Origin of the sequence: Nocardia arthritidis NBRC 100137, assembly GCF_001612765.1 — a bacterium.
Taxonomy (GTDB): domain Bacteria; phylum Actinomycetota; class Actinomycetes; order Mycobacteriales; family Mycobacteriaceae; genus Nocardia; species Nocardia arthritidis.
The window spans coordinates 15,863-32,554 of record NZ_BDBB01000042.1 but is presented as its reverse complement, the minus strand read 5'-3'; the positions used below and the strand labels follow the sequence as shown (position 1 = coordinate 32,554).

The window sequence follows — 16,692 nt, the reverse complement described above, 5'->3', positions numbered from 1 at the left end:
GCGATGTCGAGCGCAGCGACCGACTACGACGTCATCGTGATCGGTGGCGGGCCCGCGGGCGAGAACGCCGCCGCCTACGCCGTCGCGGGCAGCGACCGCACGGCCGCCATCGTGGAGCGGGAACTCGTCGGCGGCGAATGCTCCTACTGGGCCTGCGTTCCGAGCAAAGCGCTGTTGCGGCCGGGCCATGTCCTGGCGGCCGCGCGGGCGATGCCGGGCGTCTCGGCCACCGGCCTGGACGTCGAGGCGGTGCTGCGGCGGCGCGACGCCTTCGTGCACGACCACGACGATTCCACCCAGGTCGATTGGGCCCAGAGCAACCACATCGACGTCGTGCGCGGCACCGGCCGCCTGACCGGCGCGCGCACGGTCGAAGTAGCCGGGCGGCGGTTGCGCGCCCGCCACGCCGTGGTGCTGGCCACCGGCACCACCGCGAACGTTCCCGACGTGCCAGGCCTGCGCGCCGCGCTGCCGTGGACGTCCCGCGACGTCACCAATCTGCACGAGGTGCCGCGCCGGGTCGCGGTCGTGGGCGGCGGCGTGGTGGCCGCCGAGGCGGCGACCTGGCTGGCCGCGCTCGGAGCCGAGGTCACGCTGCTGGTGCGCGGCTCGGCCCTGCTGGCCGCAGCCGAGCCGTTCGCGCGCGATCTGGTCGCTGGGGCGCTGTCCGAGGCCGGGGTGCGGGTGCGGTTCGGCACCCAGCCCGCCGCGGTCGAGCGTCCGGTCTCGAAGGACACCGGTGAAGGGTGGATCCACGGCGGTCCGGCCACGGTCCGGTTGCGCGGTCCCGAAGGCGAGTCGGCGCTCGAGGTGGACGAGATCGTGGTGGCGGCCGGACGCGCACCCGCCACCGAGGGCTTGGGCCTGGACGCGGTCGGGCTGCCCGACGGATACGTCGCGGTGGACGACCATCTCACCGCCCGCGAGGTCGACGGCGAGTGGCTGTATGTGGTGGGCGACCTCAACCACCGCGCCGCGCTCACGCATATGGGCAAGTACCAGGGCCGGGTGTGCGGCGACGTGATCGCGGCACGAATGGAGGGCAGGCCGCTGGACGACCCGCGATTCGTCGCGAGTTCCGATCACGGCAAGGTGCCGCAGGTGGTGTTCACCGCGCCGGAGGTCGCCTCCGTCGGTTTGACCGAAGCCGCGGCCCGCGACGCCGGGCACACGGTCGAGACCGTCGAACTGGACATCGCAGTGGCCGGATCGGCGCTGTCACGCGACGACTACGCCGGGCACGCGAAGCTGGTGATCGACAGCGCCACCGACACGCTGCTCGGGGCCACCTTCGTCGGCCCCGAGGTGGGCGAGCAATTGCACGCGGCGACGATCGCGGTCGTCGGCCGGGTGCCGCTGTCCATCCTCTGGCACGCCGTGCCTGCCTTCCCGGCGGTCAGTGAGTTCTGGCTGCGCCTGTTGGAGGCGCGGCGCCCGTAGCTACCATTTGCAGATGGTGGCAACAACGGATATCGCGACCGCCGACGGAATCGTCCGCGGCCTCCGGGGCCGCCGCGTACTTCGCTGGCGGTCCATTCCCTACGCGGCTCCTCCGATCGGGGACCTGCGATTTCGCGCTCCACAGCCGGTCGAACCGTGGTCCGGCGTCAGGGCGGCGACGGAATTCACCTCCGCGGCGATGCAGCACCGTTCCGGGGCGCGGATCGGGCCGCGCGCCTACCAGGTGACCAGTGAGGACGCGCTGACACTGAATGTCACCGCGCCCGCTACGCGGGCGGCGAGCCCGCGCCCGGTGCTGGTCTTCATCCACGGCGGCGGCTACCTCATCGGCACCTCCGCGCTCGGGCTGTACTCCGGCGCGCGGCTGGCGCTGCGCGGCGACGTGGTGGTGGTCTCGCTGAACTACCGGTTGGGCGCGTTCGGCTATGTCGATTTCAGCGAATTCGGCACCGCGGAGCATCCCTTCGACTCGAACCTCGGATTGCGTGATCAGCTCGCCGCGCTGGAGTGGGTGCGCACCAATATCGCGGCCTTTGGCGGCGACCCCGGCAACGTGACGATCTTCGGCGAATCGGCCGGCGCGCACGCCGCGCTGGGTCTGCTGGCCACCCCGGCGGCCAAGGGATTGTTCCATCGGGCCATTTCGCAGAGCCCGCCCGCCGACTGGGCGATCACTCCCGAGGAGTCCCGCGGCTTCGCGCGCCGCTGTATCGCCGCGCTGGGCGCCACGCCGGAGACCGCGCACACCGTGCTGCGCACCGCGGGCGCCAACGACATCCGCCGCGCCGTCGATCGCACCATCGGCGCGGTGGTGCGGGAACAACCGGGCGCCTTTCCGGTGTGCCCGGTGGTGGACGGCGAGTTCCTGCCGCTGTCCCCGGTCGACGCGATCGCCGAGGGCTCCGCGCACCAGGTGCCGTTGATCATCGGCACGAACCGGGACGAGGGCACGCTCTTCGCCCGGTTCGCCGACGAACTGCCCACCACCGCCGACCGGCTGCGCACCGCGCTCGGGCGCGACGCCGAGGCCGAATCACGGATCGCGGCGGCATATCCCGGTTATCCCCAGCCGAAGGCCGCGATCCAGGCGGGCGGCGACTACACCTTCTGGCGTCCTTCGCTGACCGTCATGGAAGGGCACAGCAGGCACGCGCCCACCTATGCCTACCGCTACGACTTCGCCCCGCGCGCGCTGCAGCTGGCCGGGCTCGGCGCCACGCACGCGACCGACCTCATCGCGGTCTTCGGCATCGGCGACACTCCGGTCGGCCGGGCCTTCACCGCCGCGGGCGGGCGGCGCGGACTGCGGGCGGTCACCGATCAGTTCCAGGACAACTGGCTGGCTTTCGCCCGCACCGGGGCTCCGCTGCCGTCCTGGCCCGCTTACACGGAGGCCCGCAGGTCCACGTTGATCATCGACTACCCCACGCGTGTGGAACACGACCCGGACCGGGCGAAACGACTCGCTTGGCAGGGCGTGCGGGTCCCCACGCTGACCTGAGCCGGGCCGCTACTTCAGCAGGCGCGACATCCGCCGGTCAGCGAGGATCTTGCCGCCGGTCTGACAGGTGGGGCAGTACTGGAAGGACCGCTCGGCGTAGGAGACCTCGCGAACGGTGTCGCCGCAGACCGGGCATGGCTGCCCGGTTCGGGCGTGCACCCGCATGCCGGAACGCTTCTCGCCTTTGAGGCGGGCGGCGTCCTGGCCGACCGAGCGCCGCACCGCGTCGGTGAGCACCGCGCGCATGGCGGTGTAGAGCTCGGCCACCTTGTCGGCGGGCAAGGTCTTCGTGTTCGCGAACGGCGAGATCCGCGCGGCGTGCAGGATCTCGTCGGAGTAGGCGTTGCCCACGCCCGCCAGCAGCGCCTGATCCACGATCGCGGTCTTGATCCGCTGCGAGGTGCCGTGCAGGATGTCGGCGAACTGGGCCTCGGTCACCTCCAGCGCGTCGGGGCCGAGCCGGGCGATGCCGGGCACCGCCTTCGGGTCCGCCACGACGTACGCCGCGAGCCGCTTCTTCGTGCCCGCCTCGGTCAGATCGAAAGCGGGCGTCGCTCCTTCGGGGGTGAAGAAATGCACCCGCAGCGCCAGCGGACTCTTGCCGCCCGGCTTGGGCGGCGTCGGGCTCGGTTCATCGATCCAGCGCAGCCAGCCACCGCGCGACAGATGCGTGACGAGCCACAGCCCGTCGCACTCCATCCCGAGGAATTTGCCCCAGCGCCCCGCTCCGGTAACGTCGCGACCGGACAGCGCGGTGATCGGCGGCTCGAACGTCTTGACGGCGCTGAGGGCGGCCACATCGACGCGGCCGATCACGGCGCCGACCGCATGCTCCCGGAGGAACTGCGCCAACGCCTCCACTTCCGGTAGCTCTGGCACGGGCACCAGACTACCCAGCCCCACCGACAACCCGGCGGTTCTCGCGTCGGAGCGAGCGGTTCACCCGCCGCGACGCAGCAGGTAGATGTCCATGATCCAGCCCTTGCGCTCGCGCAGCTCGCCGCGGCGGCGGACGATCTCGTCCCGCACGGCGGGCAGCGGCCCCTCGATCAGCGTCTCGTCCGGCATACCGAGGTAGGCGCCCCACCAGATGTGCACGTCCGCGTCCGGAATCGCGGTGAACGAGCAGTCACTGTCCAGCATCACCAGCGCGTTCTCGGCGCCGAGGCCCTCCTCGCGCAGGCGGCGGCCGGTGGTGATGCGCACCGGTTCGCCGATCCCGTGCAGCACGACGCGATGCCGCGCGGCCAGCGCCTGCGCGCTGGTGATGCCGGGAATCACCTCGTACTCGAAGCGCACCACACCGCGGGCGAGCACCCGCTCGACCATCCGCAGCGTGCTGTCGTACAGCGCGGGATCACCCCAGACCAGGATGCCGCCGACGCCCTCGGCCGCGGCGAACGCCGATTCCAGCAGCGCCGACCGGCGTTCGTGCCAGTCGTCGACCACGTCCAGGTAGTCGGCGGGCGTGCGGTCGCGCGGCGGATCGGCGATCGGGACGATCCGGTAGGTCCGGTCGGTGTGCGCGTCCAGGATCGCCGTCCGCACGTCGACCAGTTCCCGTTTCGACTCGCCCTTGCCGATCACGAAGAACGTCTCGACCTGCCGCATCGCCTTGACCGCCTGCACGGTGACCTGGTCGGGATCACCGGCGCCGATGCCGATCACGTAGAGCTTGCGCATGGGCTCGAGCTTGCCAGGCGGGCGGAAGACCATGGTCGCCAGGCGCGGCCGGAGACGCACCCGATCGGCTCGCCGCGCGCTCGACAGCGAAGACTAGAGTTGCCGAACGTGGCTCACGACGCGCTCGATCCGGCTTCCGCCCCCGACACCCAGTACGAGGACCTGCTGCGGCTGGTGCTGGCGTCCGGCTCGAAGAAGGCCGATCGCACCGGCACCGGAACGCGCAGCATCTTCGGCCACCAGTTGCGCTACGACCTGGCGGCGGGCTTCCCGCTGGTCACCACGAAGAAAGTGCACCTGAAGTCGATCGTCTACGAGTTGCTGTGGTTCCTGCGCGGCGACTCCAACGTCGGCTGGCTGCGCGACCACGGCGTCTCCATCTGGGACGAATGGGCCGACGCCGACGGCGAGCTCGGCCCGGTCTACGGCGTGCAGTGGCGGTCGTGGCCGACCCCGGACGGCACCCACGTCGACCAGATCGCCCAGGTGCTGCAAACCCTGCGCACCGACCCGGACTCCCGGCGCATCATCGTCTCGGCCTGGAACGTCGCCGACCTGGACAAGATGGCGCTGGCGCCCTGCCACGCGTTCTTCCAGTTCCACGTGGCCGACGGCAGACTGTCCTGCCAGCTCTACCAGCGCAGCGCCGACCTGTTCCTCGGCGTGCCGTTCAACATCGCCAGCTACGCGCTGCTGACCCACATGGTCGCCCAGCAGACCGAGCTGGCGCCCGGTGACTTCATCTGGACCGGCGGGGACTGCCACATCTACGACAACCACCTCGACCAGGTCACCGAGCAGCTCAGCCGCGACCCCCGCCCGTTCCCCACGCTGCGGCTGCATCCCGCCCCGACGCTGTTCGACTACCGCTACGAGGACGTGGAAGTAGTCGGCTACGACCCTCATCCGGCCATCAAGGCCCCGGTGGCGGTGTGAGCGAACGCCGCACGATCGGGCTCATCTGGGCGCAGACCCTGGACGGGGTGATCGGGTTCGGCAACTCCATTCCCTGGCGGCTGCCCGAGGACATGGCGCATTTCAAGGACGTCACCTGGGGTCATCCCGTGGTGATGGGCCGCCGGACCTGGGACTCACTGCCGCCGCGGTTCCGGCCGCTGGCCGGTCGGCGCAACATCGTGGTGACCAGGCAGCCCGACTGGTCGGCCGAAGGCGCCGAGCGCGCGTCGTCGGTGCCCGAAGCGCTGGCCGCCTGCGCCCCCGACGCGGTCTGGGTCGCGGGCGGCGGTGAGATATACCGCGTCGCGCTGGAGTTCGCGACCGATCTGAGCGTCACCGAGATCGACACCACGGTCGAGGGCGACGCGTTCGCGCCGTCCATCGGACCGGAGTGGCGGCCCGACGCCCCGCAGCCCTGGCGCAACTCGGCCACCGGTCTGCGCTTCCGCATCCGGCACTACACCCGGCAGCGACGCGCCTAGCGGCGCACCCGGTGGGCGCCACGCCGCGTACGGCCGTGAACGCCGACGTCAGGACCGGGGCCGGTGAAACCCGGCCCGCGCCGCAGCCGACTCGGGCATACTCCTCGATATGCGGTGGCCGGACGCGCGTCCGGCCGAACGCCTCCAGCCGTTTGCCACCAGCCCGGCATCGGCTGTGGTGATCTGCGAAAGGCGGTCCATGGAAAAGAAATCGCTGACTGCGGTAGCGCGCCAGCAACTGAAGCTGGCGACCATCGCCACGAGCGGGCGCAGTTCCCAGACACTCTATGGCGGCCATACGCATTCGCTGCGGCAGACGGTGGTCGGCTTGAAGGCCGGGCACAGCTTGGCCGAGCACGACAACGCCGGCGAGGCCACCCTGCTGGTGCTCAGCGGCACACTGGTTCTGCTCAGCGGCGCCAACGAATGGAAAGGCTCCGAAGGCGACCTGATCGTGGTGCCCAAGGCGCGCCACAGCGTCAAGGCGATCGACGACGTCGCGTTCCTGCTGACCGTAGCGATGTAGCCACCCCGTGCGGGTCCGCACCGCGGCCGGACCGGCCGGGCATTAGGGTGTCGATCATGGGTGAGCCGCAGCCGATCCTCGAACCGCTCACGCCGTCCGCGATCTTTCTGGTCGCCACGATCGACGAGGGCGGCGAAGCGGCGGTCCGCGACCTGCTCGCCGACATCACCGGCTTGCGCCGCTCGGTGGGCTTCCGCCTGCCGAGCGCGAACCTGACCTGCGTCACATCGATCGGGTCCGACGCCTGGGACCGCCTCTTCGCCGGTCCGAAACCCGCTGAGCTGCATCCGTTCCCCGGTTTCGTCGGCGCACGCCACACCGCGCCCGCGACACCGGGCGACCTGCTGTTCCACATCAAGTCCGAAGTGCAGGACGCCTGTTTCGAACTGGCCATGGCCATCGGCGACCGGCTGGCGGGCGCGGGCACCATCGTGGACGAGACCGTCGGCTTCCGCTATTTCGAGCAGCGCGACCTGCTCGGTTTCGTGGACGGCACCGAGAACCCGGAGGGCCGCGCGGCCGCCGCGGCCGCGCTGGTGGGCGAGGAGGACCCGCGATTCGCCGGCGGCAGCTACGTGATCGTGCAGAAGTACACCCACCCGCTGGCGGACTGGCGCGCGCTGTCGGTCGAAGAGCAGGAGCGCGTGATCGGCCGCACCAAACTGGACGATTTCGAACTCCCCGACGAGATCAAGCCGGCCGACTCGCACGTCGAGGTGAACACGCTGATCGATCCGGACGGCACCGAACGCCAGATCCTGCGCGGCAACATGCCCTTCGGCAGCGTGCGCGAGGGGGTGTTCGGCACCTACTACATCGCGTACGCGGCCACGCCGAGCGTCACCGAGCGCATGCTCACCCGCATGTTCCTCGGCACCGGCGCGGCCGCCTACGACCGCATCCTGGATTTCTCCGTCGCCCTCACCGGCACCTCGTTCTTCGCACCCACCGTCGATTTCCTCGACGATCTGCCACCGGCGCCACGGGAGACGGCGGAAACCGCGGCGCCGGTGGACACAGCCGGTTCGGCAGAACGGTCCGGCACCGCCGTGCCCTCGGGCAACGGCGCCCTCGGTATCGGCTCGTTGAAAAGGAGCACCCGGTCATGAACAACCTCCATCGCGAACTAGCGCCGATCACCTCCGAGGCATGGGCGGCCATCGAGGAGGAGGCGACGCGCACCTTCAAGCGGCACATCGCGGGCCGGCGCGTCGTCGACCTTTCCGGCCCGCACGGCATCGACTACTCCGCGGTGGGCACCGGGCACACCACACCGATCGACTCCCCCGGCTCCGGAGTGTTCGCCCGCCAGCGGGTGGTCGCGCCGCTGGTCGAACTGCGCGTGCCGTTCACGCTGTCCCGCGAGGAACTCGACAACGTGGAGCGCGGCGCCCAGGACGCCGACCTGGATCCGGTGAAGGACGCCGCGAAGAAGATCGCGTTCGCCGAGGACCGGGCGATCTTCGAGGGATATCCGGCCGCGCACATCACCGGCATCCGCGCGAGCGCGTCCAACGAGCCGATCACGCTGCCCAGCGACACCCGGCTGGTCCCCGAGGCGATCGCGCAAGCGTTGAGCGCGCTGCGGCTGGCGGGCGTCGACGGACCGTACTCGGTGCTGCTCAGCGCCGAGTTGTTCACGGCGGTCAGCGAGACATCCGACCACGGCCACATGATCCGCACGCACATCGAGCGCCTGATCCCGGAAGGCGAGATCATCTGGGCCCCCGCCATCGACGGCGCGATCGTGCTCACCACCCGCGGCGGCGACTTCGATCTGCGCATCGGGCAGGACCTGTCCGTCGGCTACCTGTCGCACGACAGCACCTCGGTCCAGCTGTACTTCCAGCAGAGCCTGACGTTTCTGGTGTACACCGCGGAGGCCGCGGTCCCGCTCACCGTCTGAGCACCGCGCGCATCGGCCACATCTGGGAAACCGCCAGGTGTGCGCCGGTGCGCGACGCGGTAGCGTGAGCCGGAAATGCGCCCGAGGCAGGTAGGTGAGATGACAACGGTGCGGGCAGGTGTGGTCCCGACCCAGCGCGCCGCGCTCTACAGCGTGTCCGGCATCCTGGCGACCGTCACGATCTGCGGCTCGTTCGTCGCCGCGTTCGGGGTGAACCGGGTGTTCACCGGGTTGCTGGCCGGAGCCGTCGTCGGTATCGCGGTGCTCGCCGCGTTGTTCACCAGGGACGCCATCGTGCTCACCGACCACGCCATCTACCGGCGCAAGCCGTGGACGGTCTCCAGCATTTCGTGGGACCGGGTGGTGGCCGGGCGCTTCACCCTCGACGAGCGTTCCCGATGGTCGCTGGCGCTGGATCTGTCCGGCGGCGACGAGCCGCACGGCGAGCTGGTACTGCTGTCCATCCCGCCGGTGGTCCGTCCCGTCGCGGGCGCTTACGACCTGCGCAAACGCGATCAGGTCACGGAGATCAGGGCGATTCTGCGGCGCAAGCGCATTCCGGTGACCGTGCTCCCGCAGATCGCGGGCGCGCTACAGGAGCACTGGCAGATCGCGCCGCCGACCCACTGAGACGCGACGGCCGAACGCGCCGATGCGAGACGCCGTGCGCCGGTTTCGGTTACGTTGACAGACGTGTCCATGCCGAAGGGCGCCAATGTGCCCGTGCCGAGTTCCACCGTCCGGATCGACGTGGGCTGGGCGGCCGGGGCGGACGCCGACGCCTCCGCACTGCTCGTGGCATCCGGCAAGGTGCGATCCGACCTCGATTTCGTGTTCTACAACCAGCCCGATCACCCGTCCGGGGCGGTCCGCCACGAGGGCAAGCGGCCGGGACCGATCGTGCTGGACGTGCTGTCCGCGGACTTGGCGCGGGTCGAGCCGCAGGTCGACGGCATCGTGATCGCGGCGTCCACCGAGGGCGGCGCGGTCGGGCGGCTCGAGGGGTTGTTCGTGCGCGTGGTGGAGGTGGGCAGCGAAGCGGAGGTGGCCCGCTTCGAGAGTATCGGCGCGACGAGCGAGACCGCGGTGGTGCTCGGCGAGCTGTACCGGCGCGACGGGGGGTGGAAGTTCCGCGCGGTGGGCCAGGGATATACCTCCGGTCTGGCCGGACTCGCCACCGATTACGGGATCTCCGTGGACGAGGCGCCCGCGCCGCCACACGGATACATGCCTCCGCCACCGCCGCCCGCACCTTCGCATGAGTTCACGCCACCACCACCGTCCGGGGCCGCACCGCCGGAGCCCGGTCGGCTCGTGGGGCAACCCCCCGGATCCGGCTCCACCGAACCGGATCAGGCCATGCCGCCTGACGCGCCGATTCCCTTCGAAGCCGGTCATTCCGGCGCGCCGACCTGGCAAAGCCCTACCGCACCGCCGGGCGGGTGTCGGTCCTACGGCCAGAACCCGCCCGCATCAACTCACTTCAACCGATATCCGGCACCGGGGCATCACTCGTCGCTGTCCGGGCACTACCCGCCGGGCCAGTACGCCCCCGCACCAGCGGGGCACAGCGCTCCTGCACGGGCGGCGTCAGCGGGACAGTCTTTCGGCAAGCTCTCTCTGACGAAAGAGTGTCCCTCGGTGTCGCTGACCGCCCACGGCGCGACCGCGGGCATCATGCGGGTCAACCTGAATTGGGCCTCGCCGCAGGGTGCGAGCGGCGCGGTGGATCTGGATCTGTGCTGCTTCTGGGAACTGGCCGATGGGCGCAAGGGCGATATCCGTTCGGTCGGCGATTCGGGGTCGCTGGAGCGGCCGCCGTTCATCCGGTTGGACGCGGACGACCGGTCCGGGGCGAGCGCGGCCGGGGAGAACCTGGAGATCGATCTCGGCCATGGAGCCGACTTCCGTCGAATCCTGCTCTTCGCCACCCTTTACGACGGCGCGGCCGACTTCCGCGGTATCGGGGCTACCGCGACGCTGTACCCGGCAGCCGCGCCGCCGATCGAGTTGAGCGTCGACGGTTGCACGGACGGCTCCCGGGACGTGGTGCTGGCGCTCATCGAGAACACCGGCACGGAGCTGGTGGTGCGCAGGGAGGGCCGCTTCGTCCCGCCGCCGCCGAACCGTCCGCGCTGGGGCGTGACCGAGGTCGACAAGGCCTACGCCTGGGGACTGGACTGGGTGCGGGGCACCGGGAAGTCCTGAGAATCAGGCAGCGGGCGCCGCGAGCCGGTCCAGTAGCACGACCGCCTCGGCCCGTATCGCGTCGAGATCGCCGGACCAGCCGAGTGTGCGCAGCACCGCCCCGGGGATGGTTCGCTCCGCGTACCTGGGCGCGGCGCCTTCGTCGGAGCGCATGCCGATCACCGTCTCCACCAATCGGAACGGCAGCGACTCGGTGCCCGGCGCGCTCGGCGCAGCGCACTCGGACAGCACCTGCACGGCGAAAGCCTCGTAGTGGCCGCGCAATTCGTCGCGGCGCAGGCGGAACGCGGCGAAGCGCTCGGTGCGCAACTCCGGAAGCAGGTACAACGCACCCAGGTTCCAGCGCGAAGCGCACAGTTGCCGCACATCGAACAGCGCCAGCGCGTACAGCCGGACCGGCACCGGCTCGGGCGCCGCGCGCAGCCGCTCGGCCAATTCGATCGGCGCCGCGACGGTTCCGGCGAGCAACGCGTCGAGGATGTCGTCCTTGGCCGCGAAATGGTGGTACAGCGAAGCCTGGCGGATGCCGACCGCGTCGGCGATCGCGCGCGTGGAGGTGTTGGCATAACCGTTGGTGGTGAACAGTTCGCCTGCGGCGTCGAGGATCTCGGCGCGCGGCGTCGATCCGCGTCGGCGCCGCTGTTCGACGCGCGGCCGTCCGGGACCGAGGTTTGCCACCGGCCCATTCTGGCAGGTCGGCGCGGGGACGCTCCGGTGCGGGCCGGTGTACGCACGAGCCGGGAACAACGCCCGGTGCGTTTTCTGTCACTTGATAGAAATAACGGCAACGCAGAAGTTACCGGAGGTCGCCGAAGCGATACACACAGGTCACCGAAAGCGCGATCGCGGCCGCAAAACTGTCGTCTGATAGTTATTGGCAGCTCGCCGAAGGACCGCCCATGGCCACCACGCTCGCCCCGCCCCCCGATCTCACCGGTGACGGCGCCGACCTCGCCCGGTTCGGCTACCAGCCCGTCCTGCACCGCAAACTCGGGCGCTACGCCTCGTTCGCGGCAGGCTTCTCCTTCGTCTCGATCCTCACGACGATCTTCCAGTTCTTCGGCTTCGGCTATTCGTTCGGCGGAGCCGCCTTCTTCTGGACCTGGCCGATCGTGTTCGCCGGACAGTTCCTCGTCGCGCTCAACTTCGCCGAACTGGCCGCGCGCTACCCGATCTCGGGGTGTATCTACCAATGGTCCCGACGGCTCGGCGGCGAACTCGTCGGGTGGTTCGCGGGCTGGATGATGATCATCGCGCAGATCGTCACCGCCGCGGCGGCGGCAATCGCCCTACAGGTGGTGCTGCCATCGATCTGGAGCGGATTCCAGCTCGTGGGCACCGACACCGCGCTCACCTCGCCGTCCGGCGCGACCAACGCCGTACTGCTGGGCAGCATCCTGCTGGTGGTGACCACGCTGATCAATGTTCTCGGCATCGACCTGATGGCCCGGATCAATTCGATCGGCGTCACCGTCGAGATCGTCGGCGTCCTCGCGATCATCGCGCTGTTCTTCACCACCGCCGAGCGCGGACCGGGCGTGGTGCTGCACACCGATCAGGCCGCGCCGGGTTCCTACTGGGCCGCGTTCCTGGTGTCCGGGCTCATGGCGGCTTATGTCATGGTCGGGTTCGATTCCGCGGGAGAGCTTTCCGAGGAGACCAAGAACCCGCGCCGGGTCGCGCCGCGCACCATTCTCACCGCGCTGTCGGTCTCGGCGCTGGGCGGCGGGCTGATGCTGCTGGGTGCGCTGATGGCCGCACCGAGCCTGTCCGACGGCGCGCTGTCCTCCGAGGGCCTGGCCTACGTGCTCACCGCCAAGCTGGACAGCCCGGCGGGCAAGGTGCTGCTGGGCTGCGTGGCGGTCGCGATCACCGTGTGCACCCTGGCGATTCAGACCGCGGGCTCGCGGCTGATGTTCTCCATGGCGCGGGACGGGAAGCTGCCGTTCGCCGCCAGGCTCGCCGCGGTGCATCCGCGGTACGGCACGCCGGTGCTGCCCGCCGTCGTGATCGGCGCGCTCGGCATCGGCCTGCTGGTGCTCAATCTCGGCAACGCCGCGATCTTCGCGACGCTGGCGAGCGTCTGCATCGTGACGCTGTATCTGGCCTACCTGCTGGTGACCGTGCCGCTGCTGATCCGCCGGTGCACCGGTCTGCCCGACGCGGGCACCGACGCGCGACTGTTCGGCTTGGGCCGGTTCGGTATTCCGATCAACGCGCTCGCGGTGGTCTGGGGCATCGCGATGGTCGTGAATCTCGCCTGGCCTCGCGCGGAGGTCTACGCCCCGGACGGAGGAAGCTGGTGGATGCTTTGGGCCGCACCGCTTTTCGTGCTGCTCGTACTCGCCGTCGGCGTGTTGGTGCATCGCTTCGTGGTCGGTTGGTCGCGCGGTCTCGCGAGCGCCGAGCCCGCGCCGCAACCGGCCTGAACGCCCCGGTGCGGCGGTGCACTGCCGGGCACCGCCGCAACCCCGGTCGCCGTTTCGAACAACCGATCTCCGAGAGGAATTCATCGTGACAACCACTGCGGACACCTCCGGCGCGCGAGCGCACGCACGGGCGCAGGCCGCGGCGGCGACGATCGCGGAGCCCGCACTGCCCGCGGGCATCTCCGCCGCCGAGCTCACCTTAGGGCAGCGAATTCCGCCGGGCGGCTATACGAACATCGCCCTCGGACGTGGCAGCCGCGTGCGCCTGTCCGATCCGGACGGCGCGGCCTGCGCGCACCTGCTGCTGGTGCGCACCGACGCGCCGTGGGAGCGCCTGAACGTCGCCGACACGGTCAAGGTGCCGTGGCAGGCGTATCTGGGCGGCGGTCACCCGCTGCTGTCGGACCAGGGCCGGGTGCTGGCGACCGTGCTCGACGACACCTCCGGCCACCACGACGCACTCTGCGGGCCGACCGCGGAAGCACGCCATCTGCTGCGACTCGCGGGCGCCAAACACGGGCTGGCGCCGCGCGACATCGGGCCGACGGTCTCGTTCTTCCGCGGCGTGCGGGTGGAGCACGACGGCGCGCTCACCGCCACCGGTAGTGCGGGCGCGGGCTCCTCCGTCGATCTGCTCATGCACCTACCGGTCACCGTGCTGGTGGCCAACTCCGCGCACCCGCTGGACGACCGGCTCGCGACGGACCTCGACTTCGTCGCCTGGGCCGCGCCGGAAGACCTCGCCACACCCGTCAACAACGACCCGGAATACCTACGGGCGGTGCAGAACACCGAACAAGCCTGGACGGCCGCCCTGACCCTGGAGGCAACCGCATGACCACGGCCCGCGCCATCGTGCTCGACGAGACCGTCCCCGCCCGCGCGCCGTGGTCGGCCGTGGTCCACGCGGGCGAGCACCTGGAGATCATCGATCTGCACGGCAACCAGGCGGTGGACTGCCTGCTGTACTCGGCGGCCGATCACGCCGAGCGCTACAGCGCGCAGGCCACCGTCGCCGCCCAGCGCAATATCTTCCTCACCACCGGCAGCGCACTGCGCACCGACGGGGGCGCCACGCTGATGACCGTCGTGGCCGACGAGGTCGGCAACCACGACACCATCGCGGGCGCCTGCTCACAGGAATCGAACACGCTGCGCTACGGCAGGCACACCCGCCACCAGCACGCTTGCGTAGAGAACTTCCTCACCGAGGCCTTGCGCTGGGGGCTGGGCAAACGCGACCTGGTGTCGAACATCAACTGGTTCATGAACGTTCCGGTCGAGGCGGACGGCACGCTGGGCATCGTGGACGGACGGTCCGCGCCGGGCAAGCGGGTCACGCTGCGCGCCGAGATCGACACGCTGGTGCTGGTGTCGAACTGCCCGCAGATCAACAACCCCTGCAACGGGTTCGACCCGACCCCGGTGCGCATGGTGGTGTCGCGATGACCGTCGCCGAGCTACCGGTGGCCGGGACGGCGCGGACCGAACCCGCGCGCCCCGGCGTGGAGGTCATTCGCCCCGGCATGCTCACGACCGTGCAGGACTGGCCGGGCCGGATCGGATATTGGCACGTCGGCGTCCCGCCGTCGGGACCGATGGACGATCTGTCCTTCCGACTCGGCAATCGCGCGCTCGGCAACGACGAGGGCGCCGCCGGACTGGAATGCACCCTCGGCGGCCCCGCGCTGCGGTTCACCGCACCGGCCTGGGTCTGCGTCACCGGCGCCCCGGCGGAGGTCACCGTCGACGGCGTCGCCGTGCCGCAGTGGCGGACGCTGCGGGTGCCCGCGGGAGGTGTGCTGGACGTCGCAGCGGTGCGCGGACCTGGCATGCGCTGCTACGTGTTGATCGCGGGCGGCATCGACGTGCCCGAATACCTCGGCAGCGCGGCCACGTTCACGCTCGGGCGCTTCGGCGGCGGCACCGGCGCCGCGTTGCGCGCCGGTGACTCGCTGCCACTGGGCACGCACCACGGCCGGATCACGGCAGCGGTGCCGATGGACGAACAACCCGTCCTCACCCGGCGCTGGGAACTCGCGGTCACCGAGGGCCCGCACGGTGCTCCGGAGTTCTTCACCCGTGCCGACTACGAGGCCGTCGTCGGCACCGACTACGAGGTGCACTTCAACTCCGACCGCACCGGCGTCCGGCTGATCGGACCGAAGCCGGAATGGGCTCGCGCCGACGGCGGCGAGGCGGGACTGCATCCGTCGAACATCCACGACACTCCGTACTCGATAGGCGCTCTGGACTTCACGGGCGACACTCCCATCCTGTTGGGTCCGGACGGACCGAGCCTCGGCGGTTTCGTCTGCCCGGTCACCGTCGTGGCGGCCGACCGCTGGAAGCTGGGTCAGCTGTCGCCCGGCGACAGCGTGCGATTCGTGCCCGTGCGCGGCGACCACGCGGCCTCCGTCCGGGAGCTCGGGCCCGCGCGCCGCGCCACGTGGCCGACGGTGCTGTCAACGGGCGGCGACGGCGACGACGGTGTGCTGCGCCGCGCCGAGGTCGACGACGAGACCGCGGTGACCTACCGACGCGCCGGCCACGACGGCGTACTGGTCGAATACGGCGCCATGGCCTTGGATCTCGGCCTGCGCGCCCGCGTGCACGCCCTGCACCAGCACCTGCTCGCCGCCGGGGTGCGTGGGGTGACCGAGCTGACCCCCGGCATCCGCTCGTTGCAGATCCGGGTCGATCCGCACGTCCTGTCCGTTTCCGCGCTGCTCGGCCTGCTCACCGAGACAGAGGCGCGGTTGCCCGCCGCCGACCAGCTGGTCGTGCCCAGCCGGGTCGTCCATCTGCCGCTGTCCTGGGACGACCCGTCCACGCGCGAGGCGATCACCCGCTACACGCACGGCGTGCGCTCCGACGCGCCCTGGTGCCCGTGGAACATCGAGTTCATTCGCCGCATGAACGGCTTGGCTTCGGTCTCCGCGGTCTACGACACCGTGTTCGGTGCCGAGTACCTGGTGCTCGGCCTCGGCGACGTCTACCTCGGCGCGCCGGTCGCCACCCCCACCGATCCCCGGCACCGGCTGGTCACCACGAAGTACAACCCCGCCCGCACCTGGACGCCGGAGAACGCCGTCGGCATCGGCGGCGCCTACTTGTGCGTATACGGGATGGAGGGGCCGGGCGGCTACCAGTTCGTCGGGCGCACCACCCAGGTATGGAATCACCGAGCCGGTGCGGCGCCCGCGGTTGCCCCCGGTGCGGACCGCGCCGCGTCAGGAGCCGAAACCCCCTGGCTCCTCCGCTATTTCGATCGCATTCGCTGGTACCCCGTGGAGGCCGAAGAACTGCTCGACCTGCGCGCCGACTTCGCCGCGGGCAACGTCCGGGTGCGGGCCGAGGACGGCGAATTCCGCTTGGCGGATTACCGGGCGTTCCTCGCCGAGAACGCCGCATCCATCGAGGAGTTCCGTGCGAAGCAGGTGGAAGCATTCACCGCCGAACGCAACTCCTGGCGCTCGGCGGGTGAGCTCACGGCGTAGGTTCCCGGCGCGGGTCCTGAAGGCGTGCTCGCTCAGCGC

The 16,692-nt window shown here is 70.6% G+C and carries 16 protein-coding genes; 13 read left to right on the top strand and 3 right to left on the bottom strand.

Annotated features, from left to right (window positions below; genetic code table 11):
* Positions 1–3 precede the first annotated feature (3 nt).
* Positions 4–1,440: a dihydrolipoyl dehydrogenase family protein gene (locus NA8_RS25540; RefSeq protein ID WP_063052896.1), complete on the top strand. Its 1,437-nt coding sequence runs from the start codon at positions 4–6 to the stop codon at positions 1,438–1,440.
* A gap of 13 nt (positions 1,441–1,453) precedes the next feature.
* Positions 1,454–2,962, top strand: a complete 1,509-nt coding sequence (locus NA8_RS25535) for a carboxylesterase/lipase family protein (RefSeq protein WP_063052895.1) — start codon at positions 1,454–1,456, stop codon at positions 2,960–2,962.
* Positions 2,963–2,971: 9 nt separating this feature from the next.
* On the opposite strand, the gene NA8_RS25530 is transcribed toward NA8_RS25535, so the two are convergent.
* Together NA8_RS25530 and cobF are read right to left on the bottom strand one after the other, a co-directional pair.
* A complete protein-coding gene (locus NA8_RS25530; RefSeq protein ID WP_063052939.1) occupies positions 2,972–3,841 on the bottom strand; it encodes an Fpg/Nei family DNA glycosylase in 870 nt (289 codons plus the stop codon).
* 60 nt (positions 3,842–3,901) lie between these two features.
* A complete protein-coding gene (cobF, locus tag NA8_RS25525) occupies positions 3,902–4,645 on the bottom strand; it encodes a precorrin-6A synthase (deacetylating) (protein WP_063052938.1) in 744 nt (247 codons plus the stop codon).
* Between the two features lie 108 nt (positions 4,646–4,753).
* Between cobF and NA8_RS25520 the strand changes: the two genes are divergently transcribed.
* From NA8_RS25520 to NA8_RS25490, 7 genes are all read left to right on the top strand, one after another.
* Positions 4,754–5,581 carry a thymidylate synthase gene (locus NA8_RS25520; RefSeq protein WP_063052937.1) on the top strand — a complete coding sequence of 276 codons (828 nt, stop codon included), beginning with the start codon at positions 4,754–4,756 and terminating at the stop codon, positions 5,579–5,581.
* A complete protein-coding gene (locus NA8_RS25515) occupies positions 5,578–6,084 on the top strand; it encodes a dihydrofolate reductase (RefSeq protein ID WP_063052894.1) in 507 nt (168 codons plus the stop codon). The genes NA8_RS25520 and NA8_RS25515 overlap by 4 nt, the downstream gene beginning before the upstream one ends.
* Positions 6,085–6,283: 199 nt before the next feature.
* Positions 6,284–6,610 carry a cupin domain-containing protein gene (locus NA8_RS25510; RefSeq protein WP_063052893.1) on the top strand — a complete coding sequence of 109 codons (327 nt, stop codon included), beginning with the start codon at positions 6,284–6,286 and terminating at the stop codon, positions 6,608–6,610.
* 56 nt (positions 6,611–6,666) lie between these two features.
* Positions 6,667–7,719: a Dyp-type peroxidase gene (locus NA8_RS25505; RefSeq protein WP_063052892.1), complete on the top strand. Its 1,053-nt coding sequence runs from the start codon at positions 6,667–6,669 to the stop codon at positions 7,717–7,719.
* Entirely contained in the window at positions 7,716–8,516 is an 801-nt protein-coding gene (locus tag NA8_RS25500) for a family 1 encapsulin nanocompartment shell protein (RefSeq protein ID WP_063052891.1), read from the top strand. The genes NA8_RS25505 and NA8_RS25500 overlap by 4 nt, the downstream gene beginning before the upstream one ends.
* Positions 8,517–8,615: 99 nt before the next feature.
* A complete protein-coding gene (locus NA8_RS25495; RefSeq protein WP_063052890.1) occupies positions 8,616–9,146 on the top strand; it encodes a hypothetical protein in 531 nt (176 codons plus the stop codon).
* A gap of 69 nt (positions 9,147–9,215) precedes the next feature.
* Positions 9,216–10,724 carry a TerD family protein gene (locus NA8_RS25490; protein WP_063052889.1) on the top strand — a complete coding sequence of 503 codons (1,509 nt, stop codon included), beginning with the start codon at positions 9,216–9,218 and terminating at the stop codon, positions 10,722–10,724.
* Between the two features lie 3 nt (positions 10,725–10,727).
* On the opposite strand, the gene NA8_RS25485 is transcribed toward NA8_RS25490, so the two are convergent.
* Complete coding sequence (locus tag NA8_RS25485; protein WP_063052888.1) at positions 10,728–11,402, bottom strand: TetR/AcrR family transcriptional regulator; 675 nt, start codon at positions 11,400–11,402, stop codon at positions 10,728–10,730.
* Positions 11,403–11,623: 221 nt separating this feature from the next.
* Here NA8_RS25485 and NA8_RS25480 point away from each other — a divergent pair, with 221 nt between their 5' ends.
* From NA8_RS25480 to NA8_RS25465, 4 genes are all read left to right on the top strand, one after another.
* Positions 11,624–13,153, top strand: coding sequence for an amino acid permease (locus NA8_RS25480; RefSeq protein WP_063052887.1), 1,530 nt, complete (start codon positions 11,624–11,626; stop codon positions 13,151–13,153).
* An 85-nt stretch (positions 13,154–13,238) separates the two neighbouring features.
* Positions 13,239–13,991, top strand: a complete 753-nt coding sequence (locus NA8_RS25475) for a DUF1989 domain-containing protein (protein ID WP_063052886.1) — start codon at positions 13,239–13,241, stop codon at positions 13,989–13,991.
* The gene (locus tag NA8_RS25470; protein WP_063052885.1) at positions 13,988–14,602 is read left to right on the top strand and encodes an urea amidolyase associated protein UAAP2; all 615 of its coding nucleotides are present in this window, start codon (positions 13,988–13,990) and stop codon (positions 14,600–14,602) included. The genes NA8_RS25475 and NA8_RS25470 overlap by 4 nt, the downstream gene beginning before the upstream one ends.
* The gene (locus NA8_RS25465) at positions 14,599–16,653 is read left to right on the top strand and encodes a 5-oxoprolinase/urea amidolyase family protein (RefSeq protein WP_084467083.1); all 2,055 of its coding nucleotides are present in this window, start codon (positions 14,599–14,601) and stop codon (positions 16,651–16,653) included. Before NA8_RS25470 ends, NA8_RS25465 begins: the two co-directional genes overlap by 4 nt.
* Positions 16,654–16,692: the final 39 nt, after the last annotated feature.

Excerpts from the sequence above, each read along its gene's own strand:
- NA8_RS25540 (WP_063052896.1), top strand. The coding sequence starts at position 4 with ATGTCGAGCGCAGCGACCGACTACGACGTCATCGTGATCGGTGGCGGG.
- NA8_RS25535 (WP_063052895.1), top strand. The coding sequence starts at position 1,454 with ATGGTGGCAACAACGGATATCGCGACCGCCGACGGAATCGTCCGCGGC.
- cobF (WP_063052938.1), bottom strand. The coding sequence starts at position 4,645 with ATGCGCAAGCTCTACGTGATCGGCATCGGCGCCGGTGATCCCGACCAG.
- NA8_RS25510 (WP_063052893.1), top strand. The coding sequence starts at position 6,284 with ATGGAAAAGAAATCGCTGACTGCGGTAGCGCGCCAGCAACTGAAGCTG.
- NA8_RS25505 (WP_063052892.1), top strand. The coding sequence starts at position 6,667 with ATGGGTGAGCCGCAGCCGATCCTCGAACCGCTCACGCCGTCCGCGATC.
- NA8_RS25500 (WP_063052891.1), top strand. The coding sequence starts at position 7,716 with ATGAACAACCTCCATCGCGAACTAGCGCCGATCACCTCCGAGGCATGG.
- NA8_RS25495 (WP_063052890.1), top strand. The coding sequence starts at position 8,616 with ATGACAACGGTGCGGGCAGGTGTGGTCCCGACCCAGCGCGCCGCGCTC.
- NA8_RS25490 (WP_063052889.1), top strand. The coding sequence starts at position 9,216 with ATGCCGAAGGGCGCCAATGTGCCCGTGCCGAGTTCCACCGTCCGGATC.
- NA8_RS25480 (WP_063052887.1), top strand. The coding sequence starts at position 11,624 with ATGGCCACCACGCTCGCCCCGCCCCCCGATCTCACCGGTGACGGCGCC.
- NA8_RS25470 (WP_063052885.1), top strand. The coding sequence starts at position 13,988 with ATGACCACGGCCCGCGCCATCGTGCTCGACGAGACCGTCCCCGCCCGC.
- NA8_RS25465 (WP_084467083.1), top strand. The coding sequence starts at position 14,599 with ATGACCGTCGCCGAGCTACCGGTGGCCGGGACGGCGCGGACCGAACCC.